The organism is Streptomyces canus (assembly GCF_030816965.1).
GTDB lineage: Bacteria > Actinomycetota > Actinomycetes > Streptomycetales > Streptomycetaceae > Streptomyces > Streptomyces canus_E.
This window is the reverse complement of the sequence record NZ_JAUSYQ010000002.1, coordinates 4777325-4794315: the sequence shown is the minus strand read 5'-3', so window position 1 is coordinate 4794315 and position 16991 is coordinate 4777325. Positions and strand designations below refer to the sequence as shown.

The 16991-nt window shown below is 67.9% G+C and carries 18 protein-coding genes and 2 pseudogenes; 15 read left to right on the top strand and 5 right to left on the bottom strand.

Features of this window, described 5'->3' with window-relative positions:
• The first annotated feature begins 40 nt into the window (after nucleotides 1-40).
• The 9 genes and pseudogenes from QF027_RS22955 to QF027_RS22910 all read left to right on the top strand — a co-directional run.
• Nucleotides 41-880, top strand: a complete 840-nt coding sequence (locus tag QF027_RS22955; protein ID WP_307076684.1) for a hypothetical protein — start codon at nucleotides 41-43, stop codon at nucleotides 878-880.
• Nucleotides 881-1339: 459 nt separating this feature from the next.
• Nucleotides 1340-2464, top strand: coding sequence for a radical SAM protein (locus tag QF027_RS22950; protein WP_307076682.1), 1125 nt, complete (start codon nucleotides 1340-1342; stop codon nucleotides 2462-2464).
• On the top strand, nucleotides 2461-2667 hold the full coding sequence (locus QF027_RS22945; protein WP_307076680.1) for a hypothetical protein: 207 nt from the start codon (nucleotides 2461-2463) through the stop codon (nucleotides 2665-2667). Before QF027_RS22950 ends, QF027_RS22945 begins: the two co-directional genes overlap by 4 nt.
• A 99-nt stretch (nucleotides 2668-2766) precedes the next feature.
• The gene (locus QF027_RS22940) at nucleotides 2767-3576 is read left to right on the top strand and encodes an aminoglycoside phosphotransferase (RefSeq protein WP_307076678.1); all 810 of its coding nucleotides are present in this window, start codon (nucleotides 2767-2769) and stop codon (nucleotides 3574-3576) included.
• A 13-nt stretch (nucleotides 3577-3589) separates the two neighbouring features.
• On the top strand, nucleotides 3590-4150 hold the full coding sequence (gene tgmA, locus QF027_RS49650; RefSeq protein WP_373432427.1) for a putative ATP-grasp-modified RiPP: 561 nt from the start codon (nucleotides 3590-3592) through the stop codon (nucleotides 4148-4150).
• Complete coding sequence (gene tgmB, locus QF027_RS22930; RefSeq protein ID WP_307076674.1) at nucleotides 4147-5094, top strand: ATP-grasp ribosomal peptide maturase; 948 nt, start codon at nucleotides 4147-4149, stop codon at nucleotides 5092-5094. Before tgmA ends, tgmB begins: the two co-directional genes overlap by 4 nt.
• Nucleotides 5091-6209 (top strand): ATP-grasp peptide maturase system methyltransferase, encoded by a 1119-nt coding sequence (tgmC, locus tag QF027_RS22925; RefSeq protein ID WP_307076672.1) that lies wholly within the window; start codon nucleotides 5091-5093, stop codon nucleotides 6207-6209. Before tgmB ends, tgmC begins: the two co-directional genes overlap by 4 nt.
• A 100-nt stretch (nucleotides 6210-6309) precedes the next feature.
• Nucleotides 6310-6918 (top strand): 3'-5' exonuclease, encoded by a 609-nt coding sequence (locus QF027_RS22920; protein ID WP_307076670.1) that lies wholly within the window; start codon nucleotides 6310-6312, stop codon nucleotides 6916-6918.
• Nucleotides 6919-6982: 64 nt separating this feature from the next.
• Nucleotides 6983-7634, top strand: a pseudogene (locus tag QF027_RS22910) (helix-turn-helix domain-containing protein); the annotation flags it as partial.
• Here the strand turns inward: QF027_RS22910 and QF027_RS22905 are convergent.
• Both QF027_RS22905 and QF027_RS22900 read right to left on the bottom strand, forming a co-directional pair.
• Nucleotides 7574-8638, bottom strand: coding sequence for a YVTN family beta-propeller repeat protein (locus tag QF027_RS22905; RefSeq protein ID WP_307082469.1), 1065 nt, complete (start codon nucleotides 8636-8638; stop codon nucleotides 7574-7576). The pseudogene QF027_RS22910 and the gene QF027_RS22905 sit on opposite strands and share 61 nt — an antisense overlap.
• Before the next feature lie 384 nt (nucleotides 8639-9022).
• Complete coding sequence (locus QF027_RS22900) at nucleotides 9023-9274, bottom strand: DNA-binding protein (protein ID WP_307076666.1); 252 nt, start codon at nucleotides 9272-9274, stop codon at nucleotides 9023-9025.
• A 165-nt stretch (nucleotides 9275-9439) separates the two neighbouring features.
• Between QF027_RS22900 and QF027_RS22895 the strand changes: the two genes are divergently transcribed.
• Nucleotides 9440-11020 carry a site-specific integrase gene (locus tag QF027_RS22895; RefSeq protein WP_307076663.1) on the top strand — a complete coding sequence of 527 codons (1581 nt, stop codon included), beginning with the start codon at nucleotides 9440-9442 and terminating at the stop codon, nucleotides 11018-11020.
• A gap of 325 nt (nucleotides 11021-11345) precedes the next feature.
• On the opposite strand, the pseudogene QF027_RS22890 reads toward QF027_RS22895, so the two are convergent.
• From QF027_RS22890 to QF027_RS22880, 3 genes and pseudogenes are all read right to left on the bottom strand, one after another.
• Nucleotides 11346-11540: pseudogene (locus QF027_RS22890) on the bottom strand (IS5/IS1182 family transposase); the annotation flags it as partial.
• A 95-nt stretch (nucleotides 11541-11635) separates the two neighbouring features.
• Nucleotides 11636-12472, bottom strand: coding sequence for an MBL fold metallo-hydrolase (locus QF027_RS22885; protein ID WP_307076661.1), 837 nt, complete (start codon nucleotides 12470-12472; stop codon nucleotides 11636-11638).
• Between the two features lie 342 nt (nucleotides 12473-12814).
• Entirely contained in the window at nucleotides 12815-13003 is a 189-nt protein-coding gene (locus QF027_RS22880; protein WP_307076659.1) for a hypothetical protein, read from the bottom strand.
• Between the two features lie 705 nt (nucleotides 13004-13708).
• Between QF027_RS22880 and QF027_RS22875 the strand changes: the two genes are divergently transcribed.
• The 5 genes from QF027_RS22875 (at nucleotide 13709) to QF027_RS22855 (ending at nucleotide 16840) form a co-directional block, all read left to right on the top strand.
• A complete protein-coding gene (locus QF027_RS22875) occupies nucleotides 13709-13912 on the top strand; it encodes a cold-shock protein (protein ID WP_023586116.1) in 204 nt (67 codons plus the stop codon).
• A 283-nt stretch (nucleotides 13913-14195) separates the two neighbouring features.
• Entirely contained in the window at nucleotides 14196-15692 is a 1497-nt protein-coding gene (locus QF027_RS22870; RefSeq protein WP_307076656.1) for a DEAD/DEAH box helicase, read from the top strand.
• Nucleotides 15693-15738: 46 nt separating this feature from the next.
• Nucleotides 15739-16038: a CBS domain-containing protein gene (locus QF027_RS22865; protein ID WP_307076654.1), complete on the top strand. Its 300-nt coding sequence runs from the start codon at nucleotides 15739-15741 to the stop codon at nucleotides 16036-16038.
• A 58-nt stretch (nucleotides 16039-16096) separates the two neighbouring features.
• Nucleotides 16097-16405 (top strand): SCO5918 family protein, encoded by a 309-nt coding sequence (locus QF027_RS22860; RefSeq protein ID WP_306979309.1) that lies wholly within the window; start codon nucleotides 16097-16099, stop codon nucleotides 16403-16405.
• A gap of 231 nt (nucleotides 16406-16636) precedes the next feature.
• The gene (locus QF027_RS22855) at nucleotides 16637-16840 is read left to right on the top strand and encodes a cold-shock protein (protein ID WP_057609368.1); all 204 of its coding nucleotides are present in this window, start codon (nucleotides 16637-16639) and stop codon (nucleotides 16838-16840) included.
• The last annotated feature ends 151 nt before the right edge of the window (nucleotides 16841-16991 follow it).

The window sequence follows — 16991 nt, the reverse complement described above, 5'->3', positions numbered from 1 at the left end:
AAGGGGCCAGACAACGACCCACTCAACCTGAAAGCAACGCATGCCTTCTGTTGATGTCCGCAATGAAGCCGGACCTCGATTCGACCCGCTCGCGGCGCGTCTTGACACCCTCGCGGTCGAGACCCTGCCGCTGGTGGAGGCAGTCACCGGACTTCCCCTGCCCGATCCCGTGGTCATCCGCACCATGACGGTGCGCGACTGGAAGCGGGAACACCGACGCAGCGCAAAGCGGCAGCTGCACTCGGAGACCGTGGAGCTTGATGTTCCGCTCAAGGCTCTGCGCCAAGCCGGGATTCAGAGCGCTGGCAGGCAGCGCTTCCGCAAGCGGTTCTGGCCGACGATAGGCGGCCAGGCCGTGCTGTTCGAGCCCGGCCGCCCCGAACTGGTCCTGCTGCCCAAGGCGTTACGGCACGGCGGCCGCCTCGATGACACGGCGTTCCTGTACAAGGCTCTGGGCCACGAGATGACGCATCTGGCACAGTACGCGGCCAGCGACGGCGCCATCTGGGCAGCACAGGACACTTTCTATCCGGCCCAGCGGGGCATCGCGGACCGGGATTACGCCTTCCTGCTGGAAGGGCACGCGTACTGGGCCGACCAGCAGATCACCACCAAGATCCTGGGTGCGCCGGTGTCGACCGTTGAGGCCAGCCCGCATGCCTCCAGGCGCTACCGGAAACTTGCTGCCTCTCCACATCGCCGTGCGGCCCTAGAGCAGTTCCGACGGGCCTGCGACACCGTGTCCCAGATCGTCAACTCCTACGGCCTCGACGTCTTCAACCAGGTGTGGCATCGCCCGGATCTCGTCCCCACCCAAAAGGAGACGAGCGATGACGTCGCCGCCTGGCAGGCCCGCTTTTCGGCGCTGAGAACTCAATGAAGGGGCGGTCGTCGTGAATGATGACCGGTTTCGATCACCGCAGCCGAGCTGGCACCGCAGACACGTCACGGACGTGGAGCGGCAACGCGGCATCCGCTGAGACTCCCTGCCGCCGGGTGCAACTCCCCCTCGGCGGCAGGGGCAGAATCCTCGCTCTTCGACCGGACAGCGGCCGGAGCGCCAGGAGACGGCTCGTTCAAGCCCCGCCCACCCGCGGCATCTTCCGAGCGGCGCGGTAGGCGGGCAGGTACTTCCCCTGCCGGTGTCCTCTCAGGGTTGGGCGATCCTCAACCGAGGGGACAGCGAGTGTCCGGCAGGGGGCCCGTGAGATGCAGCCGAGTCGCGAAAACAAACGGCCGCGTCGGCTGACGTCCGGTCCGACCCCGGACACGGGCACAACTCTTTCCGTTCCGGCCGCGACGTCATGGCAGCACGACCAGACAACCAACCCTCTCGGAGGTGTTCGTGCATTCCCTGCTCGTGAGCCCTTTCCTGGGCCAGTACCTCATCCTGCAGCCTGGTCACGCGGCCGGTGTTCAGATCCCCGAGAACCGGTACGAAGAACTGCGGACCGCCGTCGCGGAGGACCAGCCCGCCCCGCCCTGGCTCGACCAGGCGACGGAAGCCGCCTGGAACACGCGGCTGCTCGCCTCGACCATCGGGAGGGCCGTCCTCGTCCGGGAGCGGTCCCGGTTCGGGTTCGGCCGGGCATCGTGGGAGATCAACCTCGGCTGTGATGCCGACTGTGGATTCTGCTACCTCGGCGAGAAGCGGTTCGAGGGCCTGGGGTGGGCGGACAAGACGCGGATGCTCGACATGCTCGCCGAGGCCGGGGTGCTGTGGTTCCAGATCACCGGCGGTGAGGCGCTGATCGATCCGCAGTTCGCCGCCGCGTACGAGTACGCATACGGCCTCGGCCTGATGATCCAGGTCTCGACGAACGGCAGCCAGCTCCACAAGAAGCCGATACAGGAGCTGTTCACGCGGCTTCGGCCGTACCGGCTGACGGTGAGTCTGTACGGAGCGACGTCGGGCACGTACGAGGCGGTCACCCGCAACCGCGGCATGTACGAGCGAGTCACGTGCGGGCTCGACAAATGCCGGGACGCCGGACTGCCGGTGCGGATCAACATCATCGTCGCGGCGGAGAACGCCCACGAGACCGACGCCATGGTCCGCCTGGTCGACGAGCGGTGGGGATTCCCATACCAGGTCTTCAGCAACATGTCGCCGACGATCCACGGCGAAGCGGCACCCCTCGCGCAGCAGGCCGAGAAGTACCTGACGCCGCGGCGAGTCTTCACGGGCTGCAACGCCGGTCACACGTTCTTCCACGTCAATCCGCACGGCATCGCGTCTATCTGCAAGATCGGCCGCGACCCGAGCGTGAATCTCATGGTCGAGGGCGTCGACGCCCTCGCCCGGCTCGGCGGCATCGCCGAGTCCCTACAGCTCCGCACCGGTGGCTGTTCTGGCTGCACGAAGGCCGACACGTGCCGCACGTGCCGACCGATGGCCAAGCTCCATCAGGAGGCGGGGGACGACCGCTCACTCTATTGCCAACACGGAGGTTACGGATCATGACCGCACCCACCCTGACCCGGCCCGAGCCGGTGATGGTCACCATCGGACGCCGCCCGCCCGAGGCGACGGCCAGCACGCTCCCCATCCCGGTCACCCCGCCGGCGATCGCAGACAACGAGTTCCGCGTCATCGCCGACGTGGACGGCGAGGTTGTCGAGACGGCGGGTTGCAGCTGCAACGCGAGCGACGACCAGCCTTACTAGGCCAACCGGCCTGACCTTCTGCTGCCCCGGCCGTACTCTGACGGCCGGGGCAGCGCCTCCACCGGACGCGACAGACGAGGAACCAGAGTCACCGTGGCCATGGACCGCATTCACTACGACGACCTGCCGCAGGCTGCCCGACAGGCGGTCGAGATCCAGACCGGCCGCATCAAGGGCGCCCGCACCACCGGGGGCGGGATCAATTCCGGCGTCGCCGCTGTCCTCGACGGCGAAGGCGGACCCGTGTTCGTCAAGGGCATCCCGCGCGAGCACCCGCAAGCCGTCTCGCAGGCCCGAGAGGTCGCTGTCGCTCCGTACCTGCCTGCCGCCTGTCCGCGGCTTTTGTGGCACCTCGAGGCGGGCGGCTGGGTCCTGCTCGGGTACGAGGTCATCGACGGCCGTCATGCGGACTACACCGACAGCGGCGACCTGGTCCTCGTCCTCACCGCACTTCGGGAGCTCCAGGAGGTCACCGCGCCGGACGTGCCCGAGCTGAAGCGGGCCGAGCAGCGGTGGACGGCGTACGCCGACGAGGGCACCGCCGGCCTGTTCGCCGGTACGGCCCTGCTGCATACCGACTGGGCCCCGCACAACGTGCTGATCGGCGATGGCCGCGCCCACCTCATCGACTGGGCGTGGCCGACGCAGGGCGCCGGGTTCATCGACCCTCACGTCCTGGCGGTGCGCCTGATGGAAGCCGGTCACTCGGCGGGCGACGCGGTCACGTGGGTGCGCCGCATCATGTCATGGCGCGAAGCGGGCAGGGCCGAACTGGACGCTTTCTCTGTCACCTCGATGCGGATGTGGCGGGAGATCGCCGACAACGATCCGCAGCCGTGGAAGGTGACCATGGCGGGATGCGCGGCCGAACTGCGCGCGTTCCTCCTGGCGTCGTCCTGGGCGCGGTAACGGGTCACTGCGCATGGCAGCGGGCCCGGCTACGTCGAGCTGCAGGCACTGCCCGCCAGAGAATCCGTCCTGCATAAGCCCCTGCACGGTGGCCCGGTGGCCCGGCTGCCCTGCGGGCCCTGGCCATCGGGCAGACAACAAGCTCCGCCCGTACGAGAAATGGCATTCGGCGCGGGCGGAAGCGGCGCTGGGGTCTCGCTCCCCTCGGGACCCCCGGCGCCGATCGAAAAGACCATGGCCCGCTCACGCGGGTCCTACTGCGACACAGAGGAGAGGCATGTTCGTCCACACTGATCGTCTGCCCACAAGTCCAGCAGTCCCGCAGGGGACCATCACTCCGCGCCCGTGGGGCGTCAGCCGCATGGCGCCGTACCCCACGATGGCACCCGCGTACGCCGGTGTCCGGCTGGACCCGGACACCCAGACCGCCGTGTTCTTCGACGCCTCCGGGCAGGTCATGGAGATGCCAGGCCACGGCACCAGCACCGGCACGACCCCGTCGACGGGTACGAGCCCGGACGGGCAGGGCCAGGGCACCACGGACACCGACCAGGGGAGCGACAGCGACCAGTGAGTGACTCACGTCCGGTGTTGGTCGTCACCAGCCTGCACGACCCCACCGCCGACGTGGTGATTCGCGAGCTGCACGACCGGGGCGTCCCGGTCGTGCGGTTCGACTCGGGGGACTTCCCCGCATCACTGTCGGTGGAGGCAGAGATCACCCAGGACGGCATCCGGGGGCGCCTGGCTACCCCCTCGCGTACTGCCGACCTCCACGACGTTCGTGCGCTGTACTACCGGCGTCCGACTGGCTTCGCCTTCCCGCACCTTGACGAGCAGGACGCGCGGTTCGCCATCACTCAGGCCCGGTACGGCCTCGGGGGCGTGATCGCGTCGCTTCCGAACTGCCTGCACGTGAACCATCCGCACTACAGCGGGGACGCCGAGTTCAAGCCGTCTGGTCTGGCTACTGCGGTCAAGGCCGGCCTCAAGGTTCCACGCACGCTCATCACGTCGAACCCCGACGCCGCGCGGGCCTTCGTCAAAGAACACGGCCCGGTGATCTACAAGCCTCTGTGGAACCCCGTGTATCGGGTCGGTGACGTCTCCTCCGTCGTCAAGATCGCCGAGGTGACCGCCGAGGACATCGACGACCGGGTTGCCGGCACCGCCCACATGTTCCAAAAGCGCGTGCCCAAGACAGCCGACATCCGTGTGACCGTCATCGGCCCGCGCACGTTCAGTGTCCGTATCGACTCCGATCTCTTGGACTGGCGGACCGACTACAGCCGCTTGAGCTACAGGCCGGTGCCCACGCCCGCGGACATCGAGCTGTCGCTGCACGAGTACATGGACCACTTCGGGCTCCATTTCGGTGCTTTCGACTTCGCGCTGGACGCCGACGGGCAATGGTGGTTCCTGGAGTGCAACCCGTCGGGTCAATGGCACTGGCTGGAGCACGAGACCGGCCTGCCGATGTGCGCAGCCCTGGCCGACCTACTGGAGAGGAAGACGTGAGCGACCACGAACAGCTCCATCGGCAGCTCATCGACAGCATGACCGCGAGCGGCTCGCTGCGCACCGAACCGTGGAAGCGCGCCGCCGAGGCCGTCCCGAGGCACGAGTTCCTGCGAGGCGGGTTCTTCCGCCTCGTCCCTGGCTCGGTGCCTTCCGCGTGGGCCCCCGTGGTGGAGGAGGGCGACGGTTGGCTTGAAGGCTGCTACGCGGATGAGTCACTCGTGACGCAGATCGCTGGCACCATCGTGCCGGCGGACATCCGCGGCGAGATCATGCGGCAGCCGACCAGCTCCAGCACAGTGCCTTCCCTCGTGCTGCGCATGTGGGAGGACCTCCAGGTGGACCCGGGGTCCAAGGTGTTGGAGATCGGCACCGGCACCGGCTACTCAACGGCGGTGGGGTGTGCACGGCTCGGCGAGGAGAACGTCACCTCGATCGAGTACGACCAGGAGGTGGCCGCACGGGCACAGACCGCCCTCGGCCGGATCGGCATGTACCCCACGCTCGTCACCGGCGACGGTCTCCTCGGTCACGGCGACGGCGCCCCGTATGACCGCGTGATCGCCACCTGTGGCGTGCGGACCGTCCCCGCGAAGTGGATCGAGCAGACCAGACCGGGAGGGCTGATCCTGGTCACAGTCGGCGGGTGGCTCGGCTCCTCAGAGCTTGCACGGCTGACGGTGCACGAGGACGGCACGGCGTCCGGCCCGCTGCTGGGCGGGGGTGTCAGCTTCATGCTCGCGCGCCCGCAGCTGCCGCCCCCGCTCGGGCTGCTGCCGGACCTGAGCGTCGGCAAAGAACGCGAGACGGTCACGGGCGCGGACGTCCTGAACAACTGGACCTCTCGCTTCGTCGTGCAGCTCGCCGTACCGCATGCGCAACGCCTGACCCTGCAACAGGACGCGCGTACGGAAGACGTTCTGATCGATACCAAGTCTGGTTCCTGGTGCGTCCTCTACGAGGAGGCCGGCCGCTGGATGGTTCGCCAGGACGGCCCGGATGCGCTCTGGGACGCCGTTGAGGAGCACCTCGGCCGCTGGCACGCCGCCGGTACGCCGGCGCTTGAGGAGTTCACCGTCCACGTCACCGCAGAGGGGCAGAGCATTCGCTGGTAGCCGCAAGACCGGCCCCGGTCGTCCGCACCCCCGTAGCGGATGGCCGGGGTCCTGCGCATGGCAGCGGGCCCGGCCGAAGGGGAGATGGAACACCGACACCATGAACTTCCAGTCCTGGCCACACCGCGTGCTCGTCGTCGACGTCGAAGGCAACGGGACGACTCCGCCCGATCTCGTCGAGATCGCCGCGCTGCCCGTCCGCGCCGGCCAGCCGGACACCAGCACTGCCGGCGCCTGGCTGATCTGCCCGGAACGGCCGGTCACGGCGCGCGCCGCGAGCATCCACGGCCTGACGAACGAGTTCCTGGCCGACAAACCGGCGTGGACGGAACTCGCCGACCAGGTCCACGACTTCATCGGCAAGGACTGGATCTGCGCCCACCACGCGCATGTCGACTACCGGGAGCTGAGCCGTCACCTCCCGACGTGGGAGCCAGCCGGGGTCATCGACACCCTTCGCCTCGCCAAGGCGACGTACAAGGGCCTGCCCTCATACACGCTCGACGCCCTGCTCAAGCATGTAGGGCCGAACCTGTCGCAGGCCCCGCGTGTGGGCCGACACCGGGCGACGTACGACGCCTACGCCACGGCGCAGCTCCTGCTCGCCATGGCTGGCCACTACGAGACCTGGGACCAGCTCATCGCCGCGGCGGTTCCGCCTGGCCTCCCCGGCGCCCCCGAGCCAGAAACGGACCCAACTCTGTGGTGACTTACTGACTTCGGCTTGTCAGGGTGAATCTTTGTGAAGTCCCTGAAGGGTCCGAAGTGGCCGTATCCCGTTCTGTGCGAGGTATGCGGATGGTGGCGGGCTGACCGCTGCGGGGCGGCAGCGCCGGGGAACGGTACGGATGCAGGCAGCCGAGCTGTTCGAGCAGAAGATCAAGCCGCCGGAGGTCGCAAGGCGCCTGAGGGTGAGCCTGAAGTCGGCCTATCAGTGGCACCAGCTGTGGCGGGAGGGCGGTCGTAAGGTTCTGGCCGCCCGTGGCCCGAGCGGGTCGCGATGCCGTTTGTCTCTGCGCTGCTTGGAGAAGCTCGCCGGGTATCTCAAGCAGGGGCCGGCCGCGCATGGATGGGTGGAGGACCAGGTGGGGCCGCGGCGAGGGTGGCCACGCTGATCGGCAGGAAGTTCCACGTCTCCTACAGCGTCTCGGGTGCCACCCGGCTGATGCACCGGCTCGGCTTCAGCTGCAGGTCCCCGTGCGGCGATTGGCAAGCTGCCGCGGCCTTGGTGACCTTCGCACTGTGTGGCTGTGGACGAAGGTCACCACCGGCAGGTGCGCGGCTGGTCTGGCCGTGGCGTACAGCTGGTCGAGTCCTTCCGGACCGGTGGAGGGCGGTGAACGTCTCCCTCCTCGTCGCTCTCGTCAGGGGGTGGGCGCGATGGCCACGCCAAACGGGTTATCGCCGACGGGGATGGTCGCGGTGACGGTGTTGGTGGCAGTGTTGATCACCGACACGTTGTCCGAGTTGGCATTGGTGACGTAGGCGCGGGTGCCGTCCGGGGTGACCGCCACGTCCAGCGGGGTATCGCCGACGGGGATGGTGGCGATGACGGTGTTGGTGGCAGTGTTGATCACCGACACGTTGTCCGAGTTTTGGTTGGTGACGTAGGCGCGGGTGCCGTCCGGGGTAACCGCCACCCCTCTCGGGTTTGTGCCGACGGGGATGGTGGCGATGACGGAGTTCGTGGCGGTGTCGATCACCGACACGTCGTGCGAGTTGAGGTTGGTGACGTAGGCGCGGGTGCCGGCAGGGTTGACCGCCACGCCAACCGGTTCAACGCCGACGGGGATGGTGGCGATGACAGTGTTCGTGGCGGTGTCGATCACCGACACGTCGTGCGAGTCCGCATTGGCGACGTAGGCGCGGGTGCCGGCAGGGTTGACCGCCACGCCCTCCGGGTTATCGCCGACGGGGATGGTGGCGATGACGGTGTTGGTGGCGGTGTCGATCACCGACACGTTGCCCGGGACGAGGTTGGTGACGTAGGCGCGGGTGCCGGCAGGGTTGACCGCCACGCCCCACGGGTTATCGCCGACGGGGATGGTGGCGATGACGGTGTTGGTGGCAGTGTCGATCACCGACACGTTGTCTGAGTTGATATTGGTGACGTAGGCGCGGGTGCCGTCCGGGGTAACCGCCACCTCACACGGGTTATCGCCGACGGGGATGGTGGTGATGACGGTATTGGTGGTGGTGTCGATCACCGACACGTTGTCCGACAAAGAATTGATGACGTAGGCGTCTCCCGTCTGGACGGGGGGCGGTGGCGTGGGTGACGGCACGGCCGTCGGTTCCGATAGCCTGGTTCTGGCACTCGACACGCTGTCCGAGCGATTGTTGGAGACGTTGTCCGAGCGATTCTTGGAGACGTGGACAAACGGTCCCGTCTGGTCGGGAACTGGTGGCGTGGGCGATGACACAGCCATCGGTGTCGACAGCCCGGCCGCAATGACTACTCCGAGCAGGGTGATTCCGACCCGAAGCCACCAGCCCGCGATGGCAGGTGTGATTCGTCTTTTCCGCAACGGGACCTCCGTACCCATGCGACACACGCCAAGGCGGCCCAAGGCGGCAGCGCTTCACAGTGATGTCGCGAAGCATAGGAAGGCCCCTGTCATTTCGACGCGAACGTTGGACCGTTCTGCGGGGAGTCACCCAGCACTCACACCCAAGCGGCGGAATCGTCACACCAGACATGCCCAACCACCGTTAACCCCGCGACGAGCACGACAGCGGGCCCGGCCTCCGGAGGGGGGAGGGGAGGCCGGGCCCGCTGATGGGGGGATGGGCAGTGGCCTGTAGGGCAGCGGTCAGGCCGCCGCGGCGTCCTCGGTGCTCTCTGGGACGCAGAGCACGCGGAGCATGTCGGCGGTGACGACGCGGTAGGACCCACCGACTCTGACGACCTTGCACGGGAACTCGCCGGCCTTCGCGAGCTGGTAGGCCTTCGTACTGCCCATCCCGAACGCCTTCCCAGCCGTCACTACGTCGGTCACCGGCGGAAGGCTGAGCAGGTTGCCGACGGTGAGGCCCTGTTGCTCCGTACTCGCCTCGTGGGTCATGTCGCGTAACTCCCGTGCTGGCAGGTTCTCGTCCGCAGCGCATAACTGCGCGCTACTACGCACGGTAGGGCATGGGTTGTTAAGAAACAACAGGCGGCGTAGCTTCCCGTCGAGAATCGTCCACGAAACCGCGTGCGTAGTGCGCGCTGATGGCGGAGGTCCCGTATGCCCGGAGCGCGGCGAGCTGGCAGCATCACGCGGCGCTGCAACTGCCGAGACGCGAACCGTAGGAGGCTCGGCAAGTCGTGCCCGCAGCTCGCGAAACGGAGCCACGGCACCTATCAGTTGCAGCAGGAGATACCGCCAGGCGAGGACGGTACGCGCCGGATCTTCCGCCGCACCGGCTATCCGACGGTCAAGGACGCGCAGAGCGATCTGGACAAGGTGCGCGCGATCCTCGACCTCGCTGGGGACGACGAGGACGCGGTCCGCCGCGTCGGTGACCTCCTCGACGAACTCAGCGGCAGCCGCGAGCCTCTGCCGGATCCGTCCGACGTGTCCCGGAAGCTCGGCGTCGGTGTGCCGCTCGACGGGAAGACCACCGTCAGCGACTGGCTCGACAGGTGGATGGCGGGCAAGAAGACGCGGCCGACGACGAACCGCGGGTATCAGTCGCACATCCGCTACCACCTGAAGCCCAAGATCGGGCACCTCCGCCTTGACCGGCTCACTGTCGGGCACCTGGCCGACATGTTCGCCAAGATCGCCGACGAGTCCGACGTGATCCGCGCGGAGAACCAGGCGAGACGCGAGCAGGAACAATGGGCCAGATGGGGTAAGCCCGGCCGGCCACCCGCGAAGGAGCGCGAGCGCCTGGCGGTTGAGAGGGAGAAGCTCGCCGAGATGAAGCCGTACCGGAAGGCCAACGGCCCGGCGACACGGCAGGCGATCCGGCGCACGCTGCGGACCGCCCTCAACGCAGCGATAGCCCAGCAGATGATCACCTTCAACGCTGCCACGCACGTCGAGCTGGACGCGGCGGCCCGGCCCACGGGTCTCCTGTGGACGCCCGAGCGTGTGGCGCGGTGGCGGGAGACGGGTGAGATCCCGAGCCCGGTCATGGTGTGGACGCCCGAGCAACTGGGCGAGTTCCTGGACGCCGCCGAGGGGCATCGCCTGTATTCGATCTATCACGTGATCGGACACCACGGTCTGCGCCGCGGTGAGGCTGTCGGCGCAGGCTGGGACAACGCGCACCTCGACGGCCGTCCACCCCGCCTGGAGGTACTCGAAGAGATCGTGTTGGACGGCTCGCAGCTGATCGAGACTGCCCCCAAGACGGACCAGTCGATGGCGGCCGTGGTCGTGGACCGCGAGACCGTCCAGGTGTTGAAGGAGCGCAGGAAGCAGCAGCGCGCCGAGCGGAAGGCATGGAATGCGCAGGCCGCAGATAAGCGGGAGCGCGGCGAGGAGGCGTACGACTGGCTCGACACCGGGAAGATCTGGACGGCGGAAGACGGTTCCTGGATCCACCCAGACGTGGTGAGCCGCGAGTTCGACAGGATCATGCACCGGGCCGGGCTGCCGCCGATCAATCTCCGGGACCTACGGCACTGCGCGGCGGGCCTGGTGAAGGCTGGCGGCGGCGACATCCACGACGCGCAGAAGAAGCTACGGCACAGCACCATCGTGCTGACGGCGGACACGTACACGCCGCTGTTCTCCGAATACGAAGAGAAGCTCGTCGAGGCGTCCGCAGCGGCCGTTCCCCGAGCCCGGCGGCGCGCGTCGAAGGCAGCGTACTAAAGCGTATTGCAGAAGGCCGTGATCACGCAGCCTGAAGCGGGCGGCCGACGTGGGGCGAGGGCAGCTGGATCGATCCGGCAGGGACGTCACGATCGCCTCGGAACACAGCGCCACGAGATCCTTGGGTGGCCAGAATCCGCCAGGTTTGGGAGCCGTGCGGCATCGCAGGCGCGGCACTGTACGCCTTGGCGCGTTGGCTTCGCGGTATCCGTCGCATCGAGCTGGCCACGCTGGAACAGGAGACTGCCGACGAGTGAGACGAACCCGCCCCAGCCGCCTTCGACCGGCGGGGAGGCGGCGGCTCCGATGTAGCCGTGCTACCGATTTTGCGCAGATGGAGAAGGGCGAGCTGCGCCTCCTTGAAGCAACCGAGCTTACGCCAGCGGGTGTTGCGGGCCCGGCGGTGCTCGTACAGCAGCCAGGCAACATGCTCAACCAGCTCGTGCGGGATGTCGAGCATGGCAGGATACGGAACCAACAGGGCTCCTTCGGTCGCCGGTGTGATGAGTGGAATCACCACGCCAACGACGAGGGGCCCTGTCTCGTCACCACACCCGCTGACCAGCCCATTTCACCCTTCAGCACAGGATGAAAGAGCCCTGCGACTCGCTGGAATCATCCGGGAGTTCCGGGCACTGGCTGGTGCCCGCCTCCATTCGGCTCGAACCCTGCCAGCATCTGCTCCAGCGCTGCCTGGTCCGGCCCCACGTACGCCGGAGCCCCAGCCGCCGAACCCAGCCTGTCGATCATCGCCCCGGTGATCCCCGGGGCCGGCGGCAGATGCGTGGAGAGGATGAGCTCCGGCTCCCTCTCCCGCAGGGGCCGGAAGCTGCCGAGGAACTTCTGGACATCCACGTTCTGCACCCACGGGCTGTCGACCGTCGCCCACAGCAGCTGCGCGGCCCGCAGATCCTCCTCGCCGACCGCACCGACATCATCGGCTCGTGCCAGGTCGGCGCTAGGCATCGGCCCGCCGAAGCAGTCGGAGGTGAAGCAGGCTCCGGACCGGTCGTCGAAGAAGCCGACCGTGCCCGGGTTGTCGAAAAGCGGTGGTCTGAACCCCATGAGGGTACGGTCGCCGACATCCAGGCTCTGCCCTGGGTTGATCAGATAGAGGCGATCGAGCGGCAGTGGCCGCTCACAGGACAGGTACCCCACGGAAAGGAACGTGGTCACGACACGAGCCTCGGGCGCCGCGGCCAGCAGATCGAAGATCCCGCCCGTGTGGTCTCGGTCCGGGTGTGTGAGCCAGATCCATCGCACATCGACGGGGTCGAGCACTGAACCCACCAGCTCCAGGAAGTTCCGGTCGGGCAGCCCGAGACCGGTGTCGATGACGACGGGCTGCGAGGCATGCAGCACAAAGGAATTCACCGGGAGATGCCCGATTCCCGGCACCTCGAGGCTGTCATTCAGGACGCTGATGTCCGGTCGGACCTTGTGAACCGGCATGACGCATCTCCAAACCCCCAGGATGGTGATCGCGTCGCGGCCTACTGTCCATCCTCGCTCCTTCTCGCAGAGGCTGCATCCGTCAAGACGCCGGGGCACACACCGCGAAGATGCGTGCGCGTGCAGGGCCACCAGGTGGCGGGCGAACCTTCACCTTGCGAGAGGCTGCACTACCGCGCCACGGGGCACATGACAGCACAGACGGTTTTGTAAGCGCGAGCGGGCAACGTTTAGCGATGGTTTTGGGCAGCACTGAGCGATCAGAACAGCTCGAAAATCTCGATGAGAACCGGCAACGCTCGCAGGGCTGGGATGGTGGCGAGGGTGCTCGGCACCCCTGCCTCAGCCGGTCGGCCCCTTGATCGGCTCGCGCTGGATGCGGGAGGCGAGCCGGTCCGCCGCCGTGACGAGACCCGCCTCGACGGTCGTCATGAGGTCCAAGACGTCGACGGGCGCCGCGCGGGCGCCGGGGGCGTCCTGGTTGGTGTCGGCTCGTTCCTCGGCGAACTCCTGGCGCTCCTCGTCGCTCATGAGCCGGGCTACGCCCATGGCCGGGGGCCAGGTGCAGCGGGTGCCAGCGCGTTCCTCGAGGGCGGGTGGCGTGGTCCGCGAGGACAACACGAAGGGCCCTGTCGAGACTGGTCGGCGGGGCCCTGTGGCTCGCTCGTGGCTCGCTCGGATGTTTCGGTGAGTCCCGGGAAAGATCGATAAGAAGCGTTGACCTAGGCTGCGCGGGAGAGCGCGCAGCACCCGCCTGACCTGCGAGGATCGGTGGCTTCTGGCGTCGCCCGGCAAGGGCTGACAGAAAGCGTGAACACGAGGGTGCTTTGGTCAATTGGCAGGGCGCTGGACTTTTAATCCATTGGTTGTGGGTTCGAGTCCCACAGGGCCTACCGGTGGTGGGCCGGGGGGTGCCCCCCCCCTCCAGCCCGCTGCGCAGCGCTCGGTTCGGCTTCGGTCGGGTCGGGCGCTGCGGCGTTCTCGGGCCTGCGCGGGAGCGGGTCCGCCGCCGAGTGGCCGAGCGTCTGCGCTCCGAATTATTCAATAGCTGTGCCCGTGAGGTGAGATTTCACCCGGACACGCGGACAGCTTCTCTGACGTATAAAGCAGAGTCGGACTTCTTACCGCACACAGACCGCTGCGGCGTGCTACTGTCGATCTCAGTTGCAGGTGTGGTTGCCGGTAGGTTCATTTTCCGACGGGTTAATCACCGCGATTCCCCAAAGGAGATATGACATGGCTGCTGGTACTGTGAAGTGGTTCAACGCGGAAAAGGGCTTCGGCTTCATCGAGCAGGACGGTGGCGGCGCTGACGTGTTCGCCCACTACTCGAACATCGCCGCCCAAGGCTTCCGGGAGCTGCTCGAGGGCCAGAAGGTGACCTTCGACATCGCGCAGGGCCAGAAGGGCCCGACGGCCGAGAACATCGTTCCCGCCTGACGCTCACGCGTACTTGCAGCTGGGGCCCGCATCCTTCGGGGTGCGGGCCCCAGCTGCTCGCATTTCCCGCAGTGTTTTACCGACGCATCTCTTCATGACCGCACCGCGGTGGACGCCCCGAATATCGCGTCCGCGCCGCGCCACTCGTTTCAGCGCCTGTGCCCGTACGAATTCTTCGTCGGCCAGATTCGCTGTCTCGTTCCACCGGCCTTTCTTGCAATTCACCGTGCTGCTCATCGCTGCGGGAATTCCTTGATATGTGCCGCATCGAGGAAGGTTCCGCATGAACCGCACACGTACGAACGACCGCTTCGCCCGCACCCGTAACGGCAGTGCCGACTCCGGAAGGGGTGGCGGCCGGTTCGGTTCGCCGGCCCCGCGCCGGTCCGGCGGGCCGAGCCGTTCCGGTGGTCAGGGCCGCCGACCCGCCGCGGTACAGGGGGAGTTCGCCCTTCCCCAGTCCGTCACCCCCGCGCTTCCCGCCGTGGAGGGCTTCGCCGATCTCGACATGCCCGGGGAACTGCTGGCCGCGCTCGGCTCGGAGGGCGTGACCGTACCGTTCCCGATCCAGGCGGCGACCCTGCCGAACTCCCTGGCCGGCCGGGACGTCCTCGGCCGCGGCCGCACCGGCTCCGGCAAGACCCTCGCCTTCGGGCTGGCGCTGCTGGCCCGTACGGCCGGTCGGCGCGCCGAGGCCAGGCAGCCGCTGGGGCTGATCCTCGTACCGACGCGTGAGCTGGCCCAGCAGGTCACCGACGCACTCACCCCGTACGCCCGCTCCGTGAAGCTGCGGCTGGCCACGGTCGTGGGCGGGATGTCGATCGGCCGGCAGGCGAGCGCGCTGCGCGGGGGCGCCGAGGTCGTCGTGGCCACCCCGGGACGCCTCAAGGACCTCATCGACCGCGGCGACTGCCGGCTGGACCAGGTCTCCATCACCGTCCTGGACGAGGCCGACCAGATGGCGGACATGGGCTTCATGCCCCAGGTCACCGCGCTGCTCGACCAGGTCCGCCCCGAGGGCCAGCGCATGCTGTTCTCCGCCACCCTCGACCGCAACGTCGACCTGCTCGTGCGCCGTTACCTCAGCGACCCCGTCGTGCACTCCGTCGATCCCTCGGCGGGCGCGGTCACGACGATGGAGCACCACGTGCTGCATGTCCACGGCGCCGACAAGCACACCGCCACCACCGAGATCGCCGCCCGCGACGGCCGCGTGATCATGTTTCTCGACACCAAGCACGCCGTCGACCGCCTCACCGAGCACCTCCTGAACAGCGGGGTACGGGCCGCGGCCCTGCACGGCGGCAAGTCCCAGCCGCAGCGCACCCGCACGCTGACTCAGTTCAAGACCGGGCATGTCAACGTGCTGGTGGCGACCAACGTCGCGGCGCGTGGCATCCACGTCGACAACCTCGACCTCGTCGTGAACGTGGATCCGCCGACGGACCACAAGGACTACCTGCACCGCGGCGGCCGTACGGCCCGCGCCGGCGAGTCCGGCAGCGTGGTCACCCTGGTCACCCCGAACCAGCGCCGCGAGATGACCCGCCTCATGGCGGCGGCCGGCATCATCCCGCTGACCACCCAGGTCCGCGTCGGTGACGAGGCCCTGCGCCGCATCACCGGCGCCCAGGCCCCGTCCGGCATCCCGGTCGTCATCACCGCACCGGTGGTCGAACGCCCCAAGAAGCGCGGTGCCACCTCACGCGGTCGACGTCGCCCCGCCTCGGCGGCCCGCCGCGTGTCCGTACGGCAGCCCGCCGTCGGTGCGGCGGCCTAGCACCTTCGTGATCAGGAAGCCGGCCCATCTTCGCAGGAGGCACCCTTTGACGCTGGTCCAGACGCAGCCCCGCCCCGTGAGCGCCCACCCCGGGCACGGCACGCCGGCCGACACCAGGGACGTGGCCGGGCCACGGGTCTGGGGGGACATGACCGTCGAGGTGGCGCTGTCCGTGATGGCGGCCGCCCGTACGGGCCGTCTGGTCGTCTGTGACGAGGACGGCCAGCGCGTCGGCCTGGTCACCCGGGCCCGGCTCACCGCCGTTCGCAACAGCCTCGGATACACGGACCGCATCCGCCTGCGTGACGTCACCGACGGCAACGGGCTCCTCGCCCTCTTCCGCTGAACCGCTTCACTGCTGTCTCGGCCCGTCTCCTCCTCTCCCCTTCTCCCTGTGAGGCATCATGCGCTGTGTCATCGCCCGCTTCCCGTTCGACCTGACCAAGAGCGGCGTGCTGGAATCGATGAAGGGTGTCAAACCCGAACCGGTCACCGGCGAGTCCGTGATCATCGGACGACGCCACTATCCCCTCAAGCAGGTCGGCCAGGTGATCACCCGTCAGGACCGCCGCGATTTCAGTGCCGGCGAGGTCCTTCGGGCCATGGCCCAGCTCGGCTTCACCTGCCGCGCCCTTCCCGAGGCCGCGCCGGCGCACAGCGAGAGCCCGTTGCAGCGGGCTTCCGCGATGCTCGGCACGCCCTTGTCCGTCTGACCGACGGGACAGGGGGCTCTCACTCACGCGTATGGCCGGAAACGACGCGGGAGTTTCCTATGGTGGCGGCGGGTGCGGACCGGTAGCGTCTGTGCCAGCTGTCGTGGTTCGGAGTTCCCCTTGCCCACGCCTTAGGTGTGGGCGCTTTGCTGTGCTGTGCCGCAGGGACCAGGGCGATCACCTCCGTCTTCCCCACAGGGGGAGGGCGTTCATCGACTGGAAGGCATGACTATGGCTTCGGGAACTGTGAAGTGGTTCAACGCCGAGAAGGGCTTCGGCTTCATCGCCCAGGACGGCGGCGGTCCGGACGTCTTCGCGCACTACTCCGCGATCAACTCCTCGGGCTTCCGTGAGCTCCAGGAGGGCCAGACCGTGACGTTCGACGTGGTCCAGGGCCAGAAGGGCCCGCAGGCGGAGAACATCACCCCTGCCTGACCTTTCTCGTGACGTTCGGGGCCGCGCGGCGCACGCCGCGCGGCCCCGGCGTTTTGTGTGACGTTCTTGGTCACAGCTTGATCGGACGTATCTCCTCGCTTTGATCTGCCATGTCCGTGGCGTGCCTAGGCTTGGCCCGCCTTGGGGGTCT

Excerpts from the sequence above, each read along its gene's own strand:
- QF027_RS22955 (WP_307076684.1), top strand. The coding sequence starts at position 41 with ATGCCTTCTGTTGATGTCCGCAATGAAGCCGGACCTCGATTCGACCCG.
- QF027_RS22945 (WP_307076680.1), top strand. The coding sequence starts at position 2,461 with ATGACCGCACCCACCCTGACCCGGCCCGAGCCGGTGATGGTCACCATC.
- QF027_RS22940 (WP_307076678.1), top strand. The coding sequence starts at position 2,767 with ATGGACCGCATTCACTACGACGACCTGCCGCAGGCTGCCCGACAGGCG.
- tgmA (WP_373432427.1), top strand. The coding sequence starts at position 3,590 with ATGGCAGCGGGCCCGGCTACGTCGAGCTGCAGGCACTGCCCGCCAGAG.
- QF027_RS22920 (WP_307076670.1), top strand. The coding sequence starts at position 6,310 with ATGAACTTCCAGTCCTGGCCACACCGCGTGCTCGTCGTCGACGTCGAA.
- QF027_RS22905 (WP_307082469.1), bottom strand. The coding sequence starts at position 8,638 with ATGGCTGTGTCATCGCCCACGCCACCAGTTCCCGACCAGACGGGACCG.
- QF027_RS22900 (WP_307076666.1), bottom strand. The coding sequence starts at position 9,274 with ATGACCCACGAGGCGAGTACGGAGCAACAGGGCCTCACCGTCGGCAAC.
- QF027_RS22895 (WP_307076663.1), top strand. The coding sequence starts at position 9,440 with ATGCCCGGAGCGCGGCGAGCTGGCAGCATCACGCGGCGCTGCAACTGC.
- QF027_RS22885 (WP_307076661.1), bottom strand. The coding sequence starts at position 12,472 with ATGCCGGTTCACAAGGTCCGACCGGACATCAGCGTCCTGAATGACAGC.
- QF027_RS22880 (WP_307076659.1), bottom strand. The coding sequence starts at position 13,003 with ATGAGCGACGAGGAGCGCCAGGAGTTCGCCGAGGAACGAGCCGACACC.
- QF027_RS22875 (WP_023586116.1), top strand. The coding sequence starts at position 13,709 with ATGGCTGCTGGTACTGTGAAGTGGTTCAACGCGGAAAAGGGCTTCGGC.
- QF027_RS22870 (WP_307076656.1), top strand. The coding sequence starts at position 14,196 with ATGAACCGCACACGTACGAACGACCGCTTCGCCCGCACCCGTAACGGC.
- QF027_RS22860 (WP_306979309.1), top strand. The coding sequence starts at position 16,097 with ATGCGCTGTGTCATCGCCCGCTTCCCGTTCGACCTGACCAAGAGCGGC.
- QF027_RS22855 (WP_057609368.1), top strand. The coding sequence starts at position 16,637 with ATGGCTTCGGGAACTGTGAAGTGGTTCAACGCCGAGAAGGGCTTCGGC.